Origin of the sequence: Nitrobacter hamburgensis X14 (assembly GCF_000013885.1) — a bacterium.
In the GTDB taxonomy this organism is placed as follows: Bacteria; Pseudomonadota; Alphaproteobacteria; order Rhizobiales; family Xanthobacteraceae; genus Nitrobacter; species Nitrobacter hamburgensis.
Window position 1 is genome coordinate 519134 of record NC_007964.1, and the last position, 20984, is coordinate 540117.

Sequence of the window (20984 nt, forward strand, 5' to 3'; positions counted from 1 at the left end):
GGTATGGGTCCCGGCCTTCGCCGGGACGACGAGACGCGGACTCACGCGCCGCCGCCTTCGGTTGCGAGCTGCGCCGCCTGATGTTCGGTGGTCAGCGCGTCGATCAGTTCGTGCAGCGCGTCGCCGGCGATGACTTGCGGCAGCTTGTAGAGCGTCAGGTTGATGCGGTGATCGGTGACACGGCCTTGCGGAAAATTGTAGGTGCGGATTCGCTCGGATCGGTCGCCCGATCCGACCTGATCCTTGCGGTCGGCCGAGCGCGCGGCATTGATGCGCTGGCGCTCGGCGTCGTAGATGCGCGAGCGCAGGATGTTCATCGCGGAGGCGCGGTTCTTGTGCTGTGAACGGCTGTCCTGCATCATGACGACGATGCCGGTCGGGATGTGGGTGATGCGGATCGCCGATTCCGTCTTGTTGACGTGCTGGCCGCCCGCGCCCTGCGCGCGCATGGTTTCGATGCGCAGATCATCGGTCTTGATGTCGACGTCGACCTCCTCGGCTTCCGGCAGCACCGCCACTGTCGCCGCCGAAGTGTGGACGCGTCCCTGCGTCTCGGTATCGGGCACGCGCTGGACCCGGTGCACGCCGGATTCGAACTTCAGCTTGGCGTAGGCGCCCCGGCCCCGCACCTCGGCGACGATTTCCTTGTAGCCGCCCATGGTGCCTTCGCTCGCGGATATCGCTTCCACCTTCCAGCCCTGCAAGCCTGCGAAGCGCTCGTACATCCGGAACAGATCGCCGGCGAACAGCGAGGCTTCGTCGCCTCCGGTGCCGGCGCGGATCTCGAGCATCACGTTGCGCTCGTCCATGGCATCCTTCGGCAGCAACGCGACGCGGATCTTCTGCGCGAGCTCGTCGCCGCGCGCCCCCAGCGCCGGACGCTCGGCTTCCGCCATCGCCCGCATCTCGGCGTCCGTGGCCGGATCGGCGATCATCGCGTCGATGCCGGCGATCTCGGTCTTGACCGCGCGCCAGTTCTTCACGGCTTCCACGACGGGATTGAGCTCTGACAGCTCGCGCGTCATCTGCACGTATCGTTCGGCACTGATCTGGCTCAGCAGCTCGTTTTCGAGCGCGGCGTGACGGGCGAGCAGGATATCGAGTTTGGCTTCGGGCAGTGAGGACATGGTCGAAATTCCGGAATGCAAAGGGGGCGATGCGCGGCAAGAGCCTCGCTACAACGTCAGTCCCTCGGCATCGGCGAAGTTCCTGAGCTTGTCGCGGATCGAAATGCTGCCGGAGGGCGCGTCGAGCAGCGGCATGATCGTCGCTTCCGCCTTCTTCGCGTCGAGATCGAGAATCATGGCCTTGACGGGACCATGCGCGGTGGCCGACAGCGACAGCGAGCGGTAGCCGAGCGCGATCAGCACCAGCGCGCCCAGCGGCTGCGACGCCATTTCCCCGCACAGCGAGGCGCTTTTTCCCGCTGCCTTGGCCTTGGTCACGATGTCGCGCAGCGCCCGCAGGATCGGCGCCGATAGCGTATCGAAGCGGTTCGACACCTTGCTGTTGCCGCGATCGACCGCGAACATGAACTGAAACAGGTCGTTCGACCCGACCGAGACGAAATCGACCTTCCTGAGCAATTCGTCGAGCTGGTACAACAGCGCCGGCACCTCGACCATCGTGCCGACGTCCACGCGTTCCGGCAGCGCGTGGCCGTGCTGGCGCAGATATGTGAGTTCGCGCTCGATGATGGCCTTGGCCTGATCGAATTCGGCGACCTCCGAGATCATCGGGAACATGATGCGCAGCGCGCGTCCGCCGCCGGCGCGCAGCAGCGCGCGGACTTGCCCGCGCAGCAGACCGGGACGGTCGAGCCCGAGCCGGATCGCGCGCCAGCCCAGCGCCGGATTTTCCTCCGCCACGGTTTCCATGTAGGGCACCGCCTTGTCGCCGCCGATGTCGAGGGTGCGGAAAGTCACCGGCTTGTCACCGGCGGCGTCCAGCACCGCGCGGTACAGCGCAAGCTGCTCGCTCGTGCGCGGCAGGTTCTGTCCGACCATGAATTGCAACTCGGTCCGAAACAGGCCGATGCCCGAGCAATTGGTGTCCTCGAGATGCGGCAGGTCGATCAAGAGGCCGGCATTGATCATGAGATCGACCGGCTGGCCGTCTTTGGTGACGCAGGGCTTGTCGCGCAGCGCGATGTACTGCGCCTGCCGCCTAGCGCGAAAGCGCACGCGCTCGGCGTAAGCCGATTCGATTTCCGCCGACGGCCGCACGTAGATCGCGCCCGAGGTGCCGTCGACGATGATGGCGTCGCCGGGGTCGGCGATTCCGGGCGCGTTCGGCACCTCGCCGACGGCGGGGATGCCCAGCGCGCGCGCGACGATGGAGACGTGCGAATTCGCGGTGCCCTCCTCCAGCACCAGGCCGCGCAGCCGCTTGCGGTCGTAGTCCAGCAGCGCCGCCGGCCCCATGGCGCGCGCGATCAGGATCGCATTCTCCGGGAGTTGCTCGCGGGAAGGCGCGTGGTCCTGTCCGACCAGTTGCCGCATCAGGCGGTGGCCGAGATCCTCGAGGTCATGTAGGCGGTCGCGCAGATAAGGGTCGGTCGAGCGCAGCATCCGCGCGCGGGTGTCCGATTGCACACGCTCGACGGCGGCTTCGGCGGTGAGGCCGGTTGCGACCGCCTCCTGCAGCCTGTGCGACCAGCCGTGATCGTTGGCGAACATCCGGTACGCCTCGAGCACCTCGCGATGCTCGCCGCCGTCTACAACATCGCCGCGCTCCAGCATGCGGTCGAGGTCGGCGCGCAGCTTGGCGAGCGCCGCTTCCAGCCGCCTGATTTCCTTCGGCAGGTCCTCGGCGATGTAGTTGGTGATGACGACGCGCGGTTCGTGTAGCACCACATGGCCGAGCGCGATGCCGTCGGACAGGATCGCGCCGGTCTGGCGGATCGAGTGGCGCGCGGCGGGCTCGAGGCCGGGCTGGGCGAGGGCGGCCAGTTCGCCCGAGGCGATCATCTCGGCGACCACCATCGCCGTGGTCTGGAGCGCTTCGACTTCTTCCTCGACGTAGGTGCGCCTGGCGCGGTTCTGCACCACCAGCACGCCGAGCGTGTTGCCCGCGCGCAGGATCGGCACGCCGAGGAACGAATTGTAGATTTCTTCGCCGGTTTCCGGGCGGAACGAGAACGCCGGATGGCTCTGCGCGTCCGACAGATTAAGTGGCGTCGCTTCGCTTGCGACCAGGCCGACGAGGCCCTCGTGCGCGGTCAGCACCGTGCGATGGACGGCATCGCGATTGAGGCCTTCGGTGGCGTAGAGTTCCAAAGTGTTGTCGACGCGCAGCACGTAGGTCGAGCATACCTCCGCCACCATGTTGGCGGCGATCAGCACCACGATCTTGTCGAGACGCTCCTGTGCGCTGACCTGCTCCGCCATGACTTCGCGGAGCCGTCTCAACAAGACGCGGGGGCCGCTCGACGCGCTCCGCATGTCCCGGTACCCTTCCCTGCGAGGCCGTTTCGTTAAGCCTCAGAAAAACAATGACTTTACCGCGTCCGAAGCACAGCCGCGCGGTCAACGACCGAATTGATTGTCTGAAGCCGTGGCGCCAGCCGCAACGGCCACGTCATGAGGCCGTATAACCAATCGACGTCCGTTTTGCCAAGCAAAACGCCTGCCATCGAGGGGCGGCGGTTTGGAAAAGCCGCAACCGGCGTGCGTGTCGCGACGGATGAGGCCACGACCGCGTTGCGCCGGCTCAGCCGGAGGATGATCGACGCTGCATCCCCTCAGGTGTGATCGAGTCCGTACAGCGTGTGCAGGGTGCGCACAGCGAGTTCGGTATAAGCGGTGTCGATCAGCAGCGAGAACTTGATCTCGGAGGTGGTGATGGCGCGGATGTTGATGCTCTTCTCCGACAGCGCCTTGAACGCCTGCGCCGCGACGCCGGCGTGGCTGCGCATACCCGAGCCGATCACCGAGATCTTTGCGAGATCGGTGGCGCTGTCGAGACGCGCATAGCCGATCTTGTCTTTGGCGCGGGTGATGGTCTCCCTGGCGCGGGCATAGTCGGCCGCCGGCACCGTGAACGTCAGGTCGGTGGTCTTGCCGTCCTCGGAGACGCTCTGCACGATCATGTCGACATTGATATTGGCGTCGGCGAGCGGGACGAAGATCGAGGCGGCGACCCCCGGCTTGTCCTCGATCTGGCGCAGCGAGATCTGGGCCTCGTCCTTGGAGAAGGCGATGCCGGTGACGACGTGGCTTTCCATGATTTCCTCCTCGCCGCAGATCAGCGTACCCGGCGGTGTGCCATGGGGGTCGATGTCCTCGGGTTTGTCGAAGCTGGAACGGACAAAGATCGGCATGTTCTGGGTCATGCCGAGTTCCACGGAACGAACCTGGAGCACCTTGGCGCCCTGCGACGCCAGCTCCAGCATCTCCTCGAACGCGATCCTGTCGAGTCGGCGGGCTTTCGGAACCACGCGCGGATCGGTGGTGTAGACGCCGTCGACATCGGTATAGATGTCGCAGCGGTCGGCATGGATGGCGGCGGCGATCGCCACCGCCGACGTATCGGAGCCGCCGCGGCCGAGCGTGGTGATGCGGCCGGTCTGCGGGTTGATGCCCTGGAAGCCGGCGATCACGGCAACCTCCTTGCGCTCCGTGAAGCGGTTGACAAGCTCGCTGCCGTCGATCCCGAGGATGCGCGCCGAGGCGTGGGCGTCGCTGGTCCGGATCGGGATCTGCCAGCCCTGCCAGGAGCGCGCCTGAATGCCGAGCGCCTGCAGCGCGATGGCCAGAAGCCCCGAGGTGATCTGCTCGCCGGAGGCCACCACGGCATCGTATTCGCGCGCGTCGTGCATCGGCGAGGCGTCCCTGCACCATGCCACCAGATCGTTGGTCTTGCCCGCCATCGCCGATACCACCACCGCGACGTCGTGGCCGGCATCGACCTCGCGTTTGACATGCCGCGCGACGTTGCGGATGCGGTCGAGATTGGCGACGGAAGTGCCGCCGAATTTCATCACAAGCCGGCTCATGACGGATGGTGCGTTCCCAAGGCTAACTGGATACAAAAAAGGCTAACTGGATAAAAGGGCTAACCGGATAAGATATCGTGCGAAAAGCGGGGCGCACGAGCGAGAAGGCGCGTATACATACCGGCGCGGTTGCGGGCAGGCAACCCGGCTTCCGGCCGTTCTGAGGGCGGCCGGATGATCCAGGGAAGGCGCGTGAGGCAGGCCGATGGCGCGTTATATCGACGATATTCTGCAACCGGGCGAAAAGGTGTTGTATTCAACCAACGTGCACTGGATTTTCTATCTGCCGGCCATCGCCGCCTGGATCGTGGCGGTTGTTCTTCTCATGGTATCGCGGATGTTTGTGACCCAGACGCCGATGCTGCTGTGCCTGGCGCTGGCCGTCATTGCGGCGCTTGTGGCATTATACTGGATGCTGGGGGCGTGGTTTCACCGCTGGACCACCGAGACCGATGTGACGAATTTGCGGGTCGTGCACAAGACCGGCTTCATCAAACGGCGGACCTTCGAAATGAGCCTGGACAAGGTCGAGAGCGTGGACGTCAATCAGAGCATTCTCGGCCGTATTCTCAACTACGGCGACGTGACGGTGCGCGGGGTCGGCGAAGGGGCTGAGAGGATCAGATCCATTGCCTCGCCGTTGGCGTTCCGCAGCCACATCACGGCGCGATAGGAGCCGCGCGCAGCCATGGCCATGCAAGTCAACCCTTCCGCGAATTCTTCAGCCGCTCCGGGATCGACGGTCGATCCCGCCGAGATCGCGAAGTTCTCGAAACTGTCGCAGGAGTGGTGGGATCCCAACGGTAAGATGGCGCCGCTGCACAAGATCAACCCGCTGCGGCTCCAGTTCATCCGCGACGCCGCCTGCCGCAAGTTCGAGCGCAGCGCCCGCAGCCTGAACTGCCTGGCGGACCTGAGACTGCTCGATATCGGCTGTGGCGCGGGCCTTCTGTGCGAGCCGTTCACGCGGCTCGGCGCCCAGGTGATCGGCGTCGACCCCTCCGCGACCAACATCGCCGCGGCGAAACTCCATGCCGAGAAAGCCCATCTGTCGATCGACTATCGCTGCACCACCGTGGAAGACATGGATGTGCGCGAGCGCTTTGACATCATACTCGCGATGGAGGTGGTGGAGCATGTCGCCGACGTCGGCCTGTTCCTCGACCGCTGCGCCGCGATGCTGAAACCGGGCGGCATGATGGTGGCCTCCACCCTTAACCGCAACTGGAAGAGTTTCGCGCTCGGCATCGTTGCGGCGGAATACGTGTTGCGCTGGCTGCCGCGCGGCACCCATCAGTGGGACAAGTTCGTCACCCCCGATGAACTCGCGCGTCACCTCGAGCGCAACAGGCTCGGCATCACCGAGCAGAGCGGCGTAGTCTACAGCCCGTTCGCGGACAAGTGGAGCCTGTCGTCCGACATGGGCGTCAACTACATGGTGGTGGCGGAGGCGATCGGGTGAGGTTGCTCGACCTCGCGTTGCGCGTCATTGCCGGGCTTGACCCGGTAATCCATCGCTCTTTTTAAAGGTGGATACGCGGGTCAAGCCCGCGTAAGGCGACTTTTAGCAGGCCGCCGCATCCCCGTCATGACGTCGCTCCGGTTGACCCCAAGGACGGAGACCGGCACCGTGCGCCGCCTTCAGTGGTTCAAATTGCCGACATCTTTCATGCTCACCGTCGCCTCGCTCTGGATACCCTTCACCGTCACGGCTGCGTTTGGACAGGTCGCGCGCAACGCGATGCAGCGGTCGCTGACCGGACCGCTCGGCACCTGGGGCGCGACCAACATCCGCTTCCTGTTCGGCTTCCCGTTTGCGTTGATCTTTTTCGCGCTTGTGATCGCGTTCTCCGGCGACCCGGTCCCGTGGCCGGTCGCTGCCTTCTGGCTGTGGCTGTTGCTCGGCGCGCTCACGCAGATCGTCGCCACCGGCTTGATGCTGCTCGCGATGAACGACCGCTCGTTCGTGGTGACGACGGCGTATCTCAAGACCGAAGCGATCCAGACCGCGATCTTCGGATTTGTTTTTCTCGGGGATCACCTCACCGTGCTGAAAGTGGTCGCGATTCTGATCGCTACCGTCGGCGTGGTCATCACCGCGCTCCGGCCCGGCGGCGCCAGGGGCTTCGCCGACCTCAAGCCGACGGTGCTGGGACTGGTCGCGGCCGCCAGCTTCGCCCTGTCCGCGGTCGGCTTTCGCGGCGCCATCATCGTCGTGCCCGGCGTATCCTTCGTCACCGCGGCGTCCTACACGCTGGTGTTCGGGCTGTTCGTGCAGACGGCCGTGCTGACGGCGTATCTGCTGCTGCGCGCGCCGGACGTGCCGAAAAAGATTCTCGGCCTGTGGCGGCCGTCGATGGTCGCGGGCTTTTTGGGCGCGTTCGCCTCGCAATTCTGGTTCCTGGCGTTCGCGCTCACCGCCGCCGCCAACGTCCGCACGCTGGCGCTGGTCGAGGTGCTGTTCGCGCAGGCGGTGTCGTATTATTCGTTCAAGCAGCCGTTCTCGTTCCATGAGATCGGCGGCATCGTGCTGATCCTGATCGGCGTCGGGCTGCTGGTCGCGGTATAATCAGCGTTTGAGGGCAATGACGACTGCGCCGGCTGCGATCAGGGCGATTCCAATCCAGCCGTTCAGCGATGGGCGCTCGCCAAGAAAGACGACGCCGAACAAGGCCACCAGCACGACGCTCAGTTTGTCGATCGGCGCGACCAGCGTCGCCGGACCGAGCTTGAGCGCCCGAAAATAGCAAAGCCACGACGCGCCGGTGCCCAGTCCCGACAGCACGAGAAAAATCCAGCTCCGGGTCGGAATTGGGCCGGGGTGGCTGAACTGTCCCGTCGCCAGCAGGATCAGGCCGAGACTGACGAGGACAACGATGGTGCGAAGGAAAGTGGCGAGATCGGAATTGATGCCCTCGACGCCGACCTTGGCAAAGATGGCGGTCAGCGCTGCGAAGGCTGCCGACAGCAGCGCCCAGAACAGCCAGGACGGAAATGTGTCCAGCGTCATCGCCCGTCAGTTCCGGTCGTCCGGCAGCACCGGCAGCGACCCGACCTCGACGCCTTCCTCGATCAGGGATTTCGCTTCCTCCGGCGACGCCTCGCCGTAGATCGGGCGATGCTCGATATCGCCGTAATGCATTTTGCGGGCTTCTTTGGGAAATCGCGTGCCGACGTTGTCGGCGTTTTTCACCAGATGGTCGTGCAGTTCCCTGAGCTCGGCGCGTAGCTCGCGCTCCTGCGCCATCGTCGCCGGCATGGACGAATCCGCAGGCACAGGCCCGCCGCGCTTTTTGGAGCCGGCGATTTGCGGCGCCATGATCGCCTTCTCGACCTTCGTCGAGCCGCAGACCGCGCAGGTGACGAGCTTGCGCTTGACCTGCGAATCGTAGGCCGACGAGTTCTGGAACCAGCTTTCGAAGCTGTGGCCGCGGTGGCAGCGAAGGTTGTAGCGGATCATGCCGAACCTCGCTCGGGAGGGTCGTCCACCATGAATGCGGGAGCGGCCGCGAGCCTCGGCGTGCGGCGCTTTTTGGAGCCGGCGATTTGCGGCGCCATGATCGCCTTCTCGACCTTCGCCGAACCGCAGACCGCGCAGGTGACGAGCTTGCGTTTGACTTGCGAGTCGTAGGACGACGAGCTTTGGAACCAGCTTTCGAAGGTGTGGCCGCGCTCGCAGCGCAGGTTGTAGCGGATCATGCCGAGCCTCGCACAAGATGCAAATGGTCACTCGCCGCCTTATGATCGACGATGGAAAAGCGTCGCCCGTGCTGCAACGAGGGTACGGTCTTACGCGCGGTCGCGACTTTGGCCGGGTCGATCGTCGCCAGCACGATACCGGGTTCGGTGCCGCCGCCTTCGGCCAGCACCGTGCCCCAGGGATCGACGATCAGCGAATGGCCGAACGTTTCGCGGTTGTTCTCGTGCAGCCCGGCCTGGGCGGCGGCGAACACGAAGCAGCCGTTCTCGATGGCGCGGGCGCGCAGCAGCGTGTGCCAATGCGCCTCGCCGGTCTTTTTGGTGAAGGCCGAGGGCACGGTGAGGAACGATGCGCCGGCTTCCGCCAGCGCGCGGTACAGCGCCGGAAAGCGGACATCATAGCAGATCGTCATGCCGAGTCGGCCCCAGGGCAGATCGGTTATCACGGCGGTCTCTCCGGGCTGATAGTTGGCGGACTCCCGATAGCTTTCGCCGCCTCCGAGATCGATATCGAACATGTGGATCTTGTCGTAGCGCGCGAGGATGTCGCCGGACGGTCCGATCAGGAACGAGCGGTTGACGGCTTTCTCGGGCGTGGCCTGTAACGCCAGCGAGCCCACGTTGAGATGGATTCCCAATTCGCGCGCCAGATCGCGATAGCCGGCGAGCGAGCGGTCGTCATCCTCGCTCCGGAGATGCTCGAATAATGCAACGCGATTGGTCTGCATCATGTTGCTGACTTCGGGGGTCTGCACGAAGCTTGCGCCCTGCGCCGCTGCCTCGCGGATCAGCCTTGCGCCCTGATCGAGATTTGGCTCCGGCAAGAGACCGGCCCGCATCTGAACCATCGCCGCGATGAACGTGGTCTCGGTGTCCATGTCGTTGCCTTTCGCCCGCGAGCAGGAACAAGGCTTCGGGTCCGAGCCTCAATTATATGGGAGCTTTCATGGTGTCGACAACCCGGGCGAACACCAGCACGTCCACCTGTGCGGCTTTAGCGCGCAGCAGGACGCGCGCGCAGGCATCCACCGTCGCGCCCGACGTCAGGACATCGTCGATCACGATGACCCGGCGGCCCTGGATCCGACTGGTGCGCTCGGTCGCGATCTTGAACGCGCCCTGCACATTGCGGGCGCGGTCGTTTTTCGACAATCCGACCTGTTGCCGGGTCGGGCGGATGCGCCGCAGCGCGTCCGGCACGATCGGAACGCCGGACTGTCCGGCGATGATGCGCGCCAGCGCACCGGACTGGTTGTAGCGGCGGCTCCAGCCGCGCCGCCAATGCAGCGGCACCGGGATCAGAACGTCGGCGCCGTCCAGCAATTCGGTGCCCGCGCGCGCCATCCAGCGGCCCATCGCGGGCGCGAGGTCGGTGCGGTCCTGATACTTCAGGGCATGGACCAGCACCTTGGCGACGTCGTCGTAGCGGACCGCGGCGCGGGCACGCTGATAGGCCGGGGGATTGGCGATCGCCTCCATCGACAGCATGTTTGTGCCGGGATCATAAACAAAGGGGGTGCCGAGACGGGGACAATAGGGCCGTTCAATGAACGACAGTTTGGTCCAGCAATCCGCACAGACGCCAACGCCCGCGACCGGTTCGCGGCAGGCCACGCAGAGTGTCGGCAGCGCGACGTCGAGCGCCGTTCGCGCCGCGTGGGAGACGACACCGTAGCAGGCCAGCAATGCGGCGCGCAGCGGATTGGCTCGGGGCGGCGCCTGGCCGTCCGTTGAGGCATCCATGGACGAAAGGCTAGCGCGCGATTTGACCGCGCTCAAGCAATCTCGCGCGTCATGTCGTCCAGGCCAGCGAGCGTTTGCGAGCATGCGCCGGGACCCATACGCCGAGGATTTTCGGCTTTGCAGCGAGGCAAACGCATTTCCGTAGTCGCAAAGGGCAGGGTGTATGGGTCCCTGCGTTCGCAGGGACGACCGTTGGCGAATGCTTCCGATTGCCAGTGGCGGGGAGATCGGCGTACCAAGCCGCATGGCTCCGAACCCGTCATCGCCGCCCGTTCTGTTCGACCGTGCTTTGCTGCGCGTGCGCCAGCGCCGCGCCGCCAAAATCGGAGCGGTGCCGTTTCTGCTCGACCGCGTCGCGGAGGATATGGCGGAGCGCCTGCAGGCCGTATTGCGGGTGTTTCAACACGCGGCGGATATCGGCACGCCCGGTGATCAGGTGCGCGGCGCGCTCGCGGCGCGCGTCACTGACACCGCGTCCGTCGATCTTCCCGTCGACGAGAGCGATGCCCTGGGGTTGCCGCCGGAATCGCTCGATCTCGCTGTCTCCGGACTCGCATTCCAGTTCGTCAACGATCTGCCGGGCGTGCTGGCACAGATTCGCCGCGCGCTGAAGCCGGACGGATTGCTGCTCGCCGCCACCATCGGCGGCGAGACGCTGACCGAACTGCGTCAGGCGTTCGCCGCCGCCGAGTCCGAGCTTGAGGGGGGCATCTCGCCGCGCGTCGCGCCGTTCGCCGACCTCCGCGATGCCGGTGCGCTGCTGCAACGCGCCGGCTTCGCGCTGCCGGTGACGGACGTCGATCGCGTCGTGGTGCGCTATGACGATGCCTTCGGGCTGATGCACGATCTACGCGGCATGGGTGCGACGAATGTTCTGGCCGAGCGGCGGCGGACGCCGTTGCGCCGTGCGACGCTGCTGCGGATGGCGCAAATCTATCGTGAGCGCTTCACTGACCCCGACGGCCGCATCCGCGCGACCTTCGATATCGTCTGGCTGTCGGGCTGGGCGCCGCATGAGAGCCAGCAGAAGCCGTTGCAGCCGGGCTCGGCGAAGGCGAGTCTGGAGGAAGCGGTGAAGGGGCGCGGGCCGAAGCAGGATTGAGCGTCATTGCCGGACTTGATCCGGCAATCCACCCCTCTTCTTCAAGGTGGATGGATACGCGGGTCACAGGCGCGGGAAACGGCGCTTCGCGCCTATGCCCGCGTATGACGGCAACAGCGTTGCGGCGCCAACTTACATCAGCAAATCGATCAGCGGCGGGATCAGCGGGATGTCCGCCGGCGGCATCGGATAGTCGCGCAGCTTGTTGGCGCGCACCCACTTCAGCGCCTGCCCCTCTTTCGGGGTCACATCGCCCTGCCAGCGCCGGCAGATGTAGAGCGGCATCAAGAGATGGAAGCTCTCATAGGCATGGCTCGCGAAGGTCAGCGGCGCGAGGCAGGCCTCCTGCGTTACGATCCCGAGTTCCTCGCACAGCTCGCGGATCAGCGCCTGCTCGGGACGCTCGCCGGGCTCGAACTTGCCGCCGGGAAACTCCCACAGGCCGGCAAGCTGCTTGCCCTCCGGGCGCTGCGCGATCAGCACGCGGTTGTCGACATCGATCAACGCGCAGGCGACGACGAGGGTGAGTTTCACTTTACCCTCCTCTGGAGGGCGAGGGGGAGAGTCGACCCAATCCTGCGTCATGCCCCGCGAAGGCGGGGCATCCAGTATACCGAGAAATCAAGGTCGAGTGCCGAGCTTTGGCGACATTGAATACTGGATCGCCCGCCTTCGCGGACGATGACGGAAAGCGATGCTGCGGAGACCGAATCCTCACGACCGATAATCGCCGTTGATGGCGACATACTCCTTGGTGAGGTCGCAAGTCAGCACGCGATCGCGGCCCTTGCCGAGGCCGAGCGCCACCTTGATCTGGATGGTCGGGCTCTTCATCGCCGCCGAGACCTCCGCTTCATCATAGGATGCGTCGCGCGCGCCGCGGGTCGCGACGCGGATGCCGTTGAAGGCGATGGAGAGCTTGTCGCGATCGGCCGGCTCGCCGGCTTTGCCCACGGCCATCACCACGCGGCCCCAGTTGGCGTCCTCGCCGGCGATCGCGGTCTTCACCAGCGGCGAATTGGCGATCGATTTGGCGATCCTGCGCGCCGACTGCTTCGAGGTCGCACCCTCGACGATGACCTCGACCAGCTTGCGCGCCCCTTCGCCGTCGCGCGCCACCTGTTCGGCCAGATCGGCCAGCACGCCGTGAAACGCTTTGGCAAAGGCTTTCAGACGCGGATCGCTGGCGCGGGAGATTTTCGGCGCGCCGTGGGCGCTCGCGGCCCCGGTCGCGAATGCCAGCAGGGTGTCGGAGGTCGAGGTATCGCTATCGATGGTGACGGCGTTGAAGGTGTCCTCGACGCCGCTCTTCAACAGCGATTGCAATGCCGCTGCCGAAATCGGCGCGTCGGTGAAGACGAACGACAGCATGGTCGCCATGTCGGGGGCGATCATGCCGGCGCCCTTGGCGATGCCGTTGATGGTGATGGTCGCCCGCCCGAGTTTCACCCTGGCGGTCGCAACCTTGGGAAAGGTGTCGGTGGTCATGATGGCGCGGGCCGCGTCCATCCAGCGATCGGGCGCGGCGTCGCGCGCCAGTGTCTCCAGCACACCGTTGAATTTTGTGGCGTCGAGCGGTTCGCCGATGACGCCGGTCGAGGCGAGATAGATATCGGTTGCCTTGCACCCGGCCGCTTTGGCGGCGATGTCGGCGGTCAGTTTGGTCGATTGCCGTCCGGTCTTGCCGGTGAAGGCGTTGGCATTGCCGGAATTCACCACCAGCGCCCGCGCACTCCTACTGTTCAATAGCGCGCGGCACCACTCCACCGGCGCCGACGGACATTTGGATCTGGTGAACACACCGGCCACCGTCGTGCCCTTGTCCAGCAGTGCCAGCAGCACGTCGGTGCGGCCCTTGTAGCGGATGCCGGCCGCGGCGGTCGCCAGTCGAACGCCTGCGATCGCGGGCATGTCCGGGATATCGGTCGGAGCGAGGGGGGAGATGGCGGTGGACATGGCTTTCTCGTCATTGCCGGACTTGATCCGGCAATCCATCAAATGAGATGGATGCGCGGGTCAAGCCCGCGCATGACGAAATCGCAGATTTACTTCTTCGCCGGCGCCGTTTTGCCGTTGGCGGGTTTGGCGGGGCCGGTTTTGTCCCCGCCGGCCTTCGCTGGTTCGGCCGGCTTGTCCAGGCGCTCGATCTTGGCCGTCTCGCGCAGCTTGGCGACGTAGTCGGCCTGCGCCTTGCGCGTCACAAACTGCTCGATCTGCGGCTTCACCTGATCGAAGGCGGGGGCCTTGCGGGCGCGCTTCTCCTCGACCTTGATGATGTGCCAGCCGAACTGGGTCTTGACCGGATCGGAAATCTTGCCAGGCTCCAGCGCGAAGGCGACCTTGGAAAATTCCGGCACCATCTGCTCCTTGGTGAAGAAGCCGAGGTCGCCGCCGTCGGAGGCGCCGGGATCCTTGGATTCCTTCTTGGCGAGTTCGGCGAAGTCCGCGCCCTTCTTCAGTTCGTCCTCGACCTTCTTGGCCTCCTCCTCGGTCGGCACCAGGATGTGGCGGGCATGCACTTCCTCTTCGCTGGTGATCTGCTTGGAGGCGTCCGCATAGACCGTTTTCATGGCCTCGTCGGTGATCGCCGCCTTGCCTTCGGACGCCAGCAGCTTGTCCATCAGCAGACGGTCGCGGGCGAAGGCGAGCCGTTTTTTGAAGTCCTCGCTGTTCTCAATCTTCTTGTCCTCGGCGGCCTTGGCGATGATCTTCATGTCGATCAGGAACGACAGCACGTTCTCCTGTTTGGCCGCCGGGTCCATCTGCGCGAGGCCCGGGCCCAATTCCTCTTCGGCAACATTGACGTCGCTCTGGCGGATCTCCGAGCCGTTGACCTTTGCCAGCACGGGATTCAAATCATCTGCGCGGACCGGCGTGCCGACGAGCAGGGTCAAGGCCAGGCAGCCGCCGAGGGCAGACAAGGCCAGGCGAACGCGCAGGCTGTGTTTCGTTGCGGGCAATGAGGTGGTCATGGGAAGTCCTTGATCTCCAGGAGGAGGGTTTTTTGGGACGGCGGACACTCGCTCAATCATCCGGCCTTGGCAACGCGAAAACTCTGTCAAAATCATGAATTCCCTGACAGGCGGGCGGACGCGGTTTCCGCCGTGGGCGCTTCGGATCGGCGGTCCGGCGACCGTTGACAACCCACGGGGTGGGCCATATCTCTGCCGAGCCGGGCCGACAGCAAAGGCGGGTTTTGGCTGTGCTTTTGCGATTGAGCCCCGGGTCGCCGAAACCCAACCCATGACGCGGATGCTCGGCTTCCGGGATTTTCAGCCCTGATGCGTCACCCAGCCCTGATGCGTCACGATGAGTTGAGTTGATAGGCGGCTAGTGTGGTGTTCCGAAGTTCGCTTCGTGGGTCGCGGCGAGTTCTGTAAGCGGACTTCTGAACCCAAACCGCACTAGAACCACAAACTTGCCAGTGTCCCTATGAATCCGAAGTTCGCTACGGAAGGCGCTGCAGAATAAGGCGAACTTCGGATTCGGGATACTTAGGAGACCACCACATGGCTGCAACGCCGAACCGCGAAGACAGGAATTTGGCATGATCGGCGCGCTTGCCCGCAAGTTTTTCGGTTCCGCCAACGATCGGCGGGTCAAGGGATACCAGGCCCGCGTCAAAGCCATCAACGGCCTCGAGCCCGAAATCGCCGCGCTGTCTGACGAGGCGCTGCGGGCGCGCACCGCCGAATTCAGGCAGCAGCTCGCGGACGGCAAGACCCTCGACGACATCCTCGTTCCCGCTTTCGCCACCGTGCGCGAGGCCGGCAAGCGAACCCTCGGTCAGCGCCACTTCGACGTGCAGTTGATCGGCGGCATGGTGCTGCACGAGGGCGACATCGCCGAGATGAAGACCGGCGAAGGCAAGACGCTGGTCGCCACCCTTGCGGTCTATCTCAACGCGCTCGCCGGCAAGGGCGTCCACGTCGTCACCGTCAACGACTATCTCGCCAGCCGCGACGCCGGCTGGATGGCGCAGATCTACACCTTCCTCGGGCTGACCACCGGCGTGATCGTCCACGGTCTCGACGATGTCGAGCGCAAGGCGGCCTACGCCTGCGACATCACCTACGGCACCAACAACGAATACGGCTTCGACTATCTGCGCGACAACATGAAATACCGGCTGGAGGACATGGTCCAGCGCGAGCACTTCTACGCCATCGTCGACGAGGTCGACTCGATTCTGATCGACGAGGCGCGGACGCCGCTGATCATTTCCGGCCCGCTCGACGATCGCTCGGAATTCTACAACACCATCGACACCTTCATGCCGAACCTCGAGAAGGTGGCTGACTACGAGGTCGACGAAAAGCAGCGCACGGTTGCGTTGACCGAAGCCGGCATGGAGAAGATCGAGACGCTGTTGCGCGACGCCGGCCAGCTCAAGGGCGATTCGCTCTACGACGTCGAGAACGTCTCCGTCGTCCACCACATCAACCAGGCGCTGCGCGCGCACTCGCTGTTCACGCGCGACAAGGACTACATCGTCCGCGACGACGAGGTCGTCATCATCGACGAGTTCACCGGCCGCATGATGCAGGGCCGCCGCTATTCGGAAGGCCTGCATCAGGCGCTCGAAGCCAAGGAACACGTCACGGTCCAGCCGGAGAACCAGACGCTGGCCTCGATCACGTTCCAGAACTATTTCCGGATGTACAAGAAGCTCTCCGGCATGACCGGCACGGCGCTGACCGAGGCCGACGAACTGGCCGACATCTACAAGCTCGAGGTCGTCGAAATCCCGACCAACCTGCCGATCGCGCGCCTCGACGAGGACGACGAGGTCTACCGGACCCAGAACGAGAAGTACGCCGCGATCCTGGCCGAGGTCGAGCGCGCCAACGCCCGGATGCAGCCGGTGCTGGTCGGCACCGCCTCGATCGAGAAATCGGAAGTGCTCGCCGATTATCTGAAGAAGAACGGCTACAAGCTGATCGACTTCGGCGATCCCAAATCGATGCGGAAGTTGTACGCGGCAGCCCGCGCCGGCAAGCCGGCAAAACTGTTCGCAGTGCTGAATGCCCGCTTCCACGAGCAGGAAGCCTATATCGTCGCCGAAGCCGGTGTGCCCGGCGCGATCACCATCGCGACCAACATGGCTGGCCGCGGCACCGACATCAAGCTCGGCGGCTCGCTGGAGATGCGCGCCCAGTTCGAGACCGCCGACCTCGCCGACGAGGCCGAGAAGGACGCGAAGATCGCGGAAATCAAGGCCGATATCGAACGCTTCCGGGACATGGTGCTCAAGGCCGAGGATGTCGTCGAGATCGAGCCGGCCAAGGGCTCAAAGCCGGCCAAGACCGTGACCCGGCCCGGCGGGCTCTACATCATCGGTTCCGAACGTCACGAGTCGCGCCGCATCGACAACCAGTTGCGCGGCCGCTCCGGCCGCCAGGGCGATCCGGGCCGCTCGAAATTCTTCCTGTCGCTGGAAGATGACCTGATGCGGATTTTCGGATCGGACCGGCTCGACACCATGCTGCAGCGGCTCGGCCTCAAGGACGGCGAGGCGATCACGCATCCCTGGATCAACAAGGCGCTGGAGAAGGCGCAGCAGAAGGTCGAGGCGCGCAACTTCGACATCCGCAAGAACTTGCTGAAATACGACGACGTGCAGAACGACCAGCGCAAGGTGATCTTCGATCAGCGGGTCGATCTGATGATGAACGAAAGCGTCGCGGAAACCGTCGCCGACATGCGCCATGCGTTCGTCGACGACCTCGTCACCAAGCACGTGCCGGAAAACCAGTATGCCGAGCAATGGGACGTCGCCGGCCTGAAAGAAGAGCTGAGGCGCGTGCTCGACATCGATCTGCCAGTCGACGAATGGGCCGCGGAAGAGGGCATCGCCGACGAGGAGTTGTTGTCGCGGATCGAGAACCGCGTCGACGAGCATATGGCGGCCAAGGTCGGGCAATGGGGTCCCGACGTCATGCGCTACGTCGAGAAAACCATCCTGCTGCAGACCCTCGATCACCTCTGGCGCGAGCATCTGGTGATGCTCGATCATCTGCGCCAGGTCATCGGCCTGCGCGGTTACGGCCAGCGCGATCCGTTGCAGGAATACAAGTCGGAAGCCTTCTCTCTGTTCGAGGCCCTGATTGCCCATCTACGCGAGGCGGTGACGGGACAACTGATGCGCGTCGAGATCGTGCCGCCGGAGGAGGAGCAGCCGGTGCTGCCCGCGATGGAAGTTCACAAGCTCGATCCCCATACCGGCGAGGACGAGATGGCGTTTGCTCAAGGTAATTTTGCCCAGGCCTCTCTGGCGCCGGTGGTGAGTGCGGACCGTTCCAGCCGCGATCCGGGCAATCCCGCGAGCTGGGGCAAGGTCGGCCGCAATGAGGATTGTCCCTGCGGCTCGGGCAAGAAGTACAAGCATTGCCACGGCCGCTAAGCCTGAGGGCGGGCGGTTCCCCCTAGAGCGTTTTCGAGCGAAGTGGATACCGGTTCGCGTGAAGAAAACGCGTCAAATCAAAATCATAGAGCCTCGCTTCTTATTCCATCCGAGACGAAAAGGCCCAAAGCGAAGCGATTGCTGCGCCAAATGGGGAGGGGCGGCACCAGTGCATATCGATGTCGTCATCATCCGCGAAGGCGGATGATCCAGTACATCGTGATATCTGCGCCTATTATCTGTGCTCTGGAATACTGGATGCCCGCTTTCGCGGGCATGACCGCCATCAGTTACCGGAATGCCGAGAAGCGGCTGTCGAACGAACCCGTTGACGCCACCGGCGCTGCACCCGGATTGGGGGTCGGCGCATCCGTGGCGGCCGCGGGCTTGGACGGCGGCCGCGCGGTCGCGACGTGCTCGGGCCTGGCCACCTTGCCAGCCGCCGTTTCGGTCGTCTTCCTGGGCGCAGCGTGCTTCGCCGCAACGGTCGGGCCATGCGGAGCGCTGCGCGCCGGAGTGGCCGTCTTCGGCTTGGCGGGAGCGGGCTGCCTGGTCGTTGCGGTGGTGTCGGCGGCTCCGAAACCGATCTTGCTGGCGAGGTTAGTGAAGATGTTGTTGGGTGGGGAGGGAGCGAGCAGCGATGACGACGGCCTCGTCACGTCGGCCTCCGGTTCGAATGAGGTCGCGACCGTTGCCGCTGCCGAACCGCGCGGCGGATTGACGGTCGGCGGAATAGTGCCTGGCGCCGGCGAGAAGGCCGTGTTTTTCAGGCCGGGTTCAACCGGATCCGACAGCCCCGTCTGCCCCTCCGGGAGCTTGGCGGCGAACACGCGGTTCATGCCGCCGTCGATCCCGGTGTTGAGCTTGGCCACCGGCGTTCCCTTCGAGATCAGCTTGGCGAGCTCGGCATTGTCCCGCTGCTGCTTCTCGCGCACGGCGCTCGCGATGTCGTCGGGGACCACATAGGCCGGGCACGCCGCCGAGGCATTGAACTCCAGCGGCCTGGTGGAGCCGGGCGGCGGTGCCGGATCGAATACGTATTTGTGCTCGCAGAACTCGACCTTCGGCGCCTGATGCGTGACCTCGAAGTGATCGCTGCCTTCCTTGATCATTTTCCAGAACGGCATGTTCGGATTGTTGCGGTGTTTCGCAAGATTCACCGGCGTCATGTGGAACGGATAGGCCTGAAACTGGAAGGCGTGCTGGCCGCCGAAGAACGACTCGCGGCCGAGCGCGTAGATTTCCGCGATCTGCTCGTCGGTCATGGCATAGCAGCCGCGCGAGGAGCAGTCGCCGTGCACCATCAGCTCGGACCCGGTGCGCCCCAGAGACTTGTCGAAGGCGTTGGGATAGCCGGTATTGAATGAGAGATAGTAGGCGGAGCGCGGATTCATTTGCGCCGGCGAGATGCTGTAGAACCCTTCCGGCGCCTGGCGGTCGCCTTCGCGCGTCTTCGGGCCGAGATCGCCGGACCAGCGGCAGATCGGGTAGGTCTTGAGCAAGGCGAACTTGCCGGAGCGGTTCTGCTTCCAGACCTCGAGCTCGGCTTCCTGCTTGAACAGGCGGATCAGGATCGGCGACTGCAGCTCCATGTCCTTTTCGGTCATGGCGGCGACGAGTTTTGGCGGAACGGGCTGGTTGGCCTTGGCGTTGCTCGCAAGTGAAGCGTCGTTGCCATTGCAGCCGGCAAGAAACGCGCCGGACGCCAGCACGGCCGACATCATGACCGCGCGAACGATCGTGCGCCGGATCAAAGCAAAGCTCCGCAAGCAACGGGCAAAACTGTACCCCAAATCCATGGCGTCCGTGCCCCAAGCCATTGAATCAAATATTATCCTTAAGCCTGCGGCCCTGCAAGCCGGGTCAGCCGGGACGACAGGGTCCAAGGCGGAGATGGTGAACGGAGGTTAAATATTCCGGGCGGGGCTGAATTAGGGCGGTCGGGCAGGACCCGGAAAAAGTCCTGATTTGCGGCGACCGCCAAAAAATGCGGCGTTTCTCAGCCCAGTTTGCGCCCGATGTCGAGGAATTTCTGGCGGCGCTGCTTGCGAAGCGTGTCGCGGTCGAGATTGCGCAGATCGTTGAAGGCCTCGGCGATGGCGTCGCCGGTGAGCGCGACGGTCGCTGCCGGATCGCGATGGGCGCCCCCCGGCGGCTCCTTGAGGATGGCGTCGATCACGCCGAACCGCAGCAGGTCCTGCGCGGTGATTTTCATGTTGGTCGCGGCTTCCTGCGCCTTGCTGCTGTCCCGCCAGAGAATCGACGACGCCGCTTCCGGCGAGATCACGCTATAGATCGCATGTTCCAGCATCAGCACGCGGCTGGCGGTCGCGATCGCGATGGCGCCGCCGGAGCCGCCCTCGCCGATGATGACGGCGACATTGGCGACGCCGAGCGACAGGCAGGTATCGGTCGAGCGCGCGATAGCCTCGGCCTGACCGCGCTCCTCGGCGCCGATACCGGGATAGGCCCCGGCGGAATCCACCAGCGACAGCACGGGAATGTCGAAGCGGTCGGCCATGTCCATCAGCCGGACCGCCTTGCGGTAGCCTTCCGGCCGCGCCATCCCGAAATTGTGCTTCAGCCGGCTCTCGGTGGTTGCACCTTTTTCCTGGCCGATGACGCAGATGCTTTCGCCGCGGAAGCGGCCGAAGCCGCCGATCAGCGCCTCGTCCTCACCGAACTTGCGGTCGCCCGCCAGCGGCGTGAACTCGGTAATCAGGCCCTTGATGAAATCGGAGAAGTGCGGCCGCTGCGGGTGGCGCGCCACCTGGGTTTTCTGCCACGGCGTCAGGTTGGCATAGAGATCCTTCAGCGCCTGCGCGGCCTTGTCCCCGATGCTCGAAATCTCCTCGCCGATGTCGCTGCCGGAGGCGGCGAGCGCACGGAGTTCGTCGATCTTGGAATCGAGTTCGGCGACGGGTTTTTCGAAATCGAGGTAACTGCGCATGGGGTCCGGCATTCCAGCAATATAGGGCGAAGACGCCCGGGGGCGAAATCTATCGGCGAGGGTGGGAAAAAAACCTTTAATTCAAGCGTTT

The 20984-nt window shown here is 64.5% G+C and carries 18 protein-coding genes; 5 read left to right on the top strand and 13 right to left on the bottom strand.

Going from position 1 to position 20984, the window contains the following annotated elements; translation table 11 throughout:
• Positions 1-41: 41 nt before the first annotated feature.
• The 3 genes from prfA to NHAM_RS02445 form a co-directional block, all read right to left on the bottom strand.
• On the bottom strand, positions 42-1127 hold the full coding sequence (gene prfA, locus NHAM_RS02435) for a peptide chain release factor 1 (RefSeq protein WP_011509064.1): 1086 nt from the start codon (positions 1125-1127) through the stop codon (positions 42-44).
• 48 nt (positions 1128-1175) lie between these two features.
• Positions 1176-3443, bottom strand: a complete 2268-nt coding sequence (ptsP, locus tag NHAM_RS02440; RefSeq protein ID WP_011509065.1) for a phosphoenolpyruvate--protein phosphotransferase — start codon at positions 3441-3443, stop codon at positions 1176-1178.
• 299 nt (positions 3444-3742) lie between these two features.
• On the bottom strand, positions 3743-4996 hold the full coding sequence (locus tag NHAM_RS02445) for an aspartate kinase (protein WP_011509066.1): 1254 nt from the start codon (positions 4994-4996) through the stop codon (positions 3743-3745).
• Between the two features lie 205 nt (positions 4997-5201).
• Here NHAM_RS02445 and NHAM_RS02450 point away from each other — a divergent pair, with 205 nt between their 5' ends.
• The 3 genes from NHAM_RS02450 (at position 5202) to NHAM_RS02460 (ending at position 7565) form a co-directional block, all read left to right on the top strand.
• Positions 5202-5669, top strand: coding sequence for a PH domain-containing protein (locus NHAM_RS02450; RefSeq protein WP_011509067.1), 468 nt, complete (start codon positions 5202-5204; stop codon positions 5667-5669).
• 15 nt (positions 5670-5684) lie between these two features.
• Positions 5685-6458, top strand: coding sequence for a bifunctional 2-polyprenyl-6-hydroxyphenol methylase/3-demethylubiquinol 3-O-methyltransferase UbiG (gene ubiG, locus NHAM_RS02455; protein ID WP_011509068.1), 774 nt, complete (start codon positions 5685-5687; stop codon positions 6456-6458).
• 207 nt (positions 6459-6665) lie between these two features.
• Positions 6666-7565: a DMT family transporter gene (locus tag NHAM_RS02460; RefSeq protein ID WP_041358636.1), complete on the top strand. Its 900-nt coding sequence runs from the start codon at positions 6666-6668 to the stop codon at positions 7563-7565.
• Here the strand turns inward: NHAM_RS02460 and NHAM_RS02465 are convergent, their stop codons facing one another.
• From NHAM_RS02465 to NHAM_RS02485, 5 genes are read right to left on the bottom strand one after another with little or no spacing between them, the layout of a single operon-like run.
• Entirely contained in the window at positions 7566-8006 is a 441-nt protein-coding gene (locus NHAM_RS02465) for an EamA family transporter (protein ID WP_011509070.1), read from the bottom strand.
• Between the two features lie 6 nt (positions 8007-8012).
• Positions 8013-8456 (bottom strand): DUF1178 family protein, encoded by a 444-nt coding sequence (locus NHAM_RS02470; RefSeq protein WP_011509071.1) that lies wholly within the window; start codon positions 8454-8456, stop codon positions 8013-8015.
• Complete coding sequence (locus NHAM_RS29180; protein ID WP_011509072.1) at positions 8453-8695, bottom strand: DUF1178 family protein; 243 nt, start codon at positions 8693-8695, stop codon at positions 8453-8455. The genes NHAM_RS02470 and NHAM_RS29180 overlap by 4 nt, the downstream gene beginning before the upstream one ends.
• Positions 8692-9573, bottom strand: coding sequence for a carbon-nitrogen hydrolase family protein (locus tag NHAM_RS02480; protein WP_011509073.1), 882 nt, complete (start codon positions 9571-9573; stop codon positions 8692-8694). The genes NHAM_RS29180 and NHAM_RS02480 overlap by 4 nt, the downstream gene beginning before the upstream one ends.
• Positions 9574-9625: 52 nt before the next feature.
• On the bottom strand, positions 9626-10438 hold the full coding sequence (locus tag NHAM_RS02485; RefSeq protein WP_011509074.1) for a ComF family protein: 813 nt from the start codon (positions 10436-10438) through the stop codon (positions 9626-9628).
• 199 nt (positions 10439-10637) lie between these two features.
• On the opposite strand from NHAM_RS02485, the gene NHAM_RS02490 reads away from it, so the two are divergent.
• The gene (locus tag NHAM_RS02490; protein WP_430707694.1) at positions 10638-11540 is read left to right on the top strand and encodes a methyltransferase domain-containing protein; all 903 of its coding nucleotides are present in this window, start codon (positions 10638-10640) and stop codon (positions 11538-11540) included.
• Between the two features lie 132 nt (positions 11541-11672).
• Here the strand turns inward: NHAM_RS02490 and NHAM_RS02495 are convergent, their stop codons facing one another.
• The 3 genes from NHAM_RS02495 to NHAM_RS02505 all read right to left on the bottom strand — a co-directional run bounded on the left by NHAM_RS02495 (position 11673) and on the right by NHAM_RS02505 (position 14512).
• Positions 11673-12125: a (deoxy)nucleoside triphosphate pyrophosphohydrolase gene (locus tag NHAM_RS02495; RefSeq protein ID WP_011509076.1), complete on the bottom strand. Its 453-nt coding sequence runs from the start codon at positions 12123-12125 to the stop codon at positions 11673-11675.
• 129 nt (positions 12126-12254) lie between these two features.
• Positions 12255-13496 (bottom strand): bifunctional glutamate N-acetyltransferase/amino-acid acetyltransferase ArgJ, encoded by a 1242-nt coding sequence (gene argJ, locus NHAM_RS02500; RefSeq protein ID WP_041358637.1) that lies wholly within the window; start codon positions 13494-13496, stop codon positions 12255-12257.
• A gap of 89 nt (positions 13497-13585) precedes the next feature.
• The gene (locus NHAM_RS02505; RefSeq protein ID WP_011509078.1) at positions 13586-14512 is read right to left on the bottom strand and encodes a peptidylprolyl isomerase; all 927 of its coding nucleotides are present in this window, start codon (positions 14510-14512) and stop codon (positions 13586-13588) included.
• 575 nt (positions 14513-15087) lie between these two features.
• Between NHAM_RS02505 and secA the strand changes: the two genes are divergently transcribed.
• Positions 15088-17943 (top strand): preprotein translocase subunit SecA, encoded by a 2856-nt coding sequence (secA, locus tag NHAM_RS02510; protein WP_011509079.1) that lies wholly within the window; start codon positions 15088-15090, stop codon positions 17941-17943.
• A gap of 290 nt (positions 17944-18233) precedes the next feature.
• On the opposite strand, the gene NHAM_RS02515 is transcribed toward secA, so the two are convergent.
• Together NHAM_RS02515 and NHAM_RS02520 are read right to left on the bottom strand one after the other, a co-directional pair.
• The gene (locus NHAM_RS02515; protein WP_041358639.1) at positions 18234-19697 is read right to left on the bottom strand and encodes a L,D-transpeptidase family protein; all 1464 of its coding nucleotides are present in this window, start codon (positions 19695-19697) and stop codon (positions 18234-18236) included.
• Between the two features lie 245 nt (positions 19698-19942).
• Entirely contained in the window at positions 19943-20905 is a 963-nt protein-coding gene (locus NHAM_RS02520) for an acetyl-CoA carboxylase carboxyltransferase subunit alpha (protein ID WP_011509081.1), read from the bottom strand.
• Between the last annotated feature and the right edge of the window lie 79 nt (positions 20906-20984).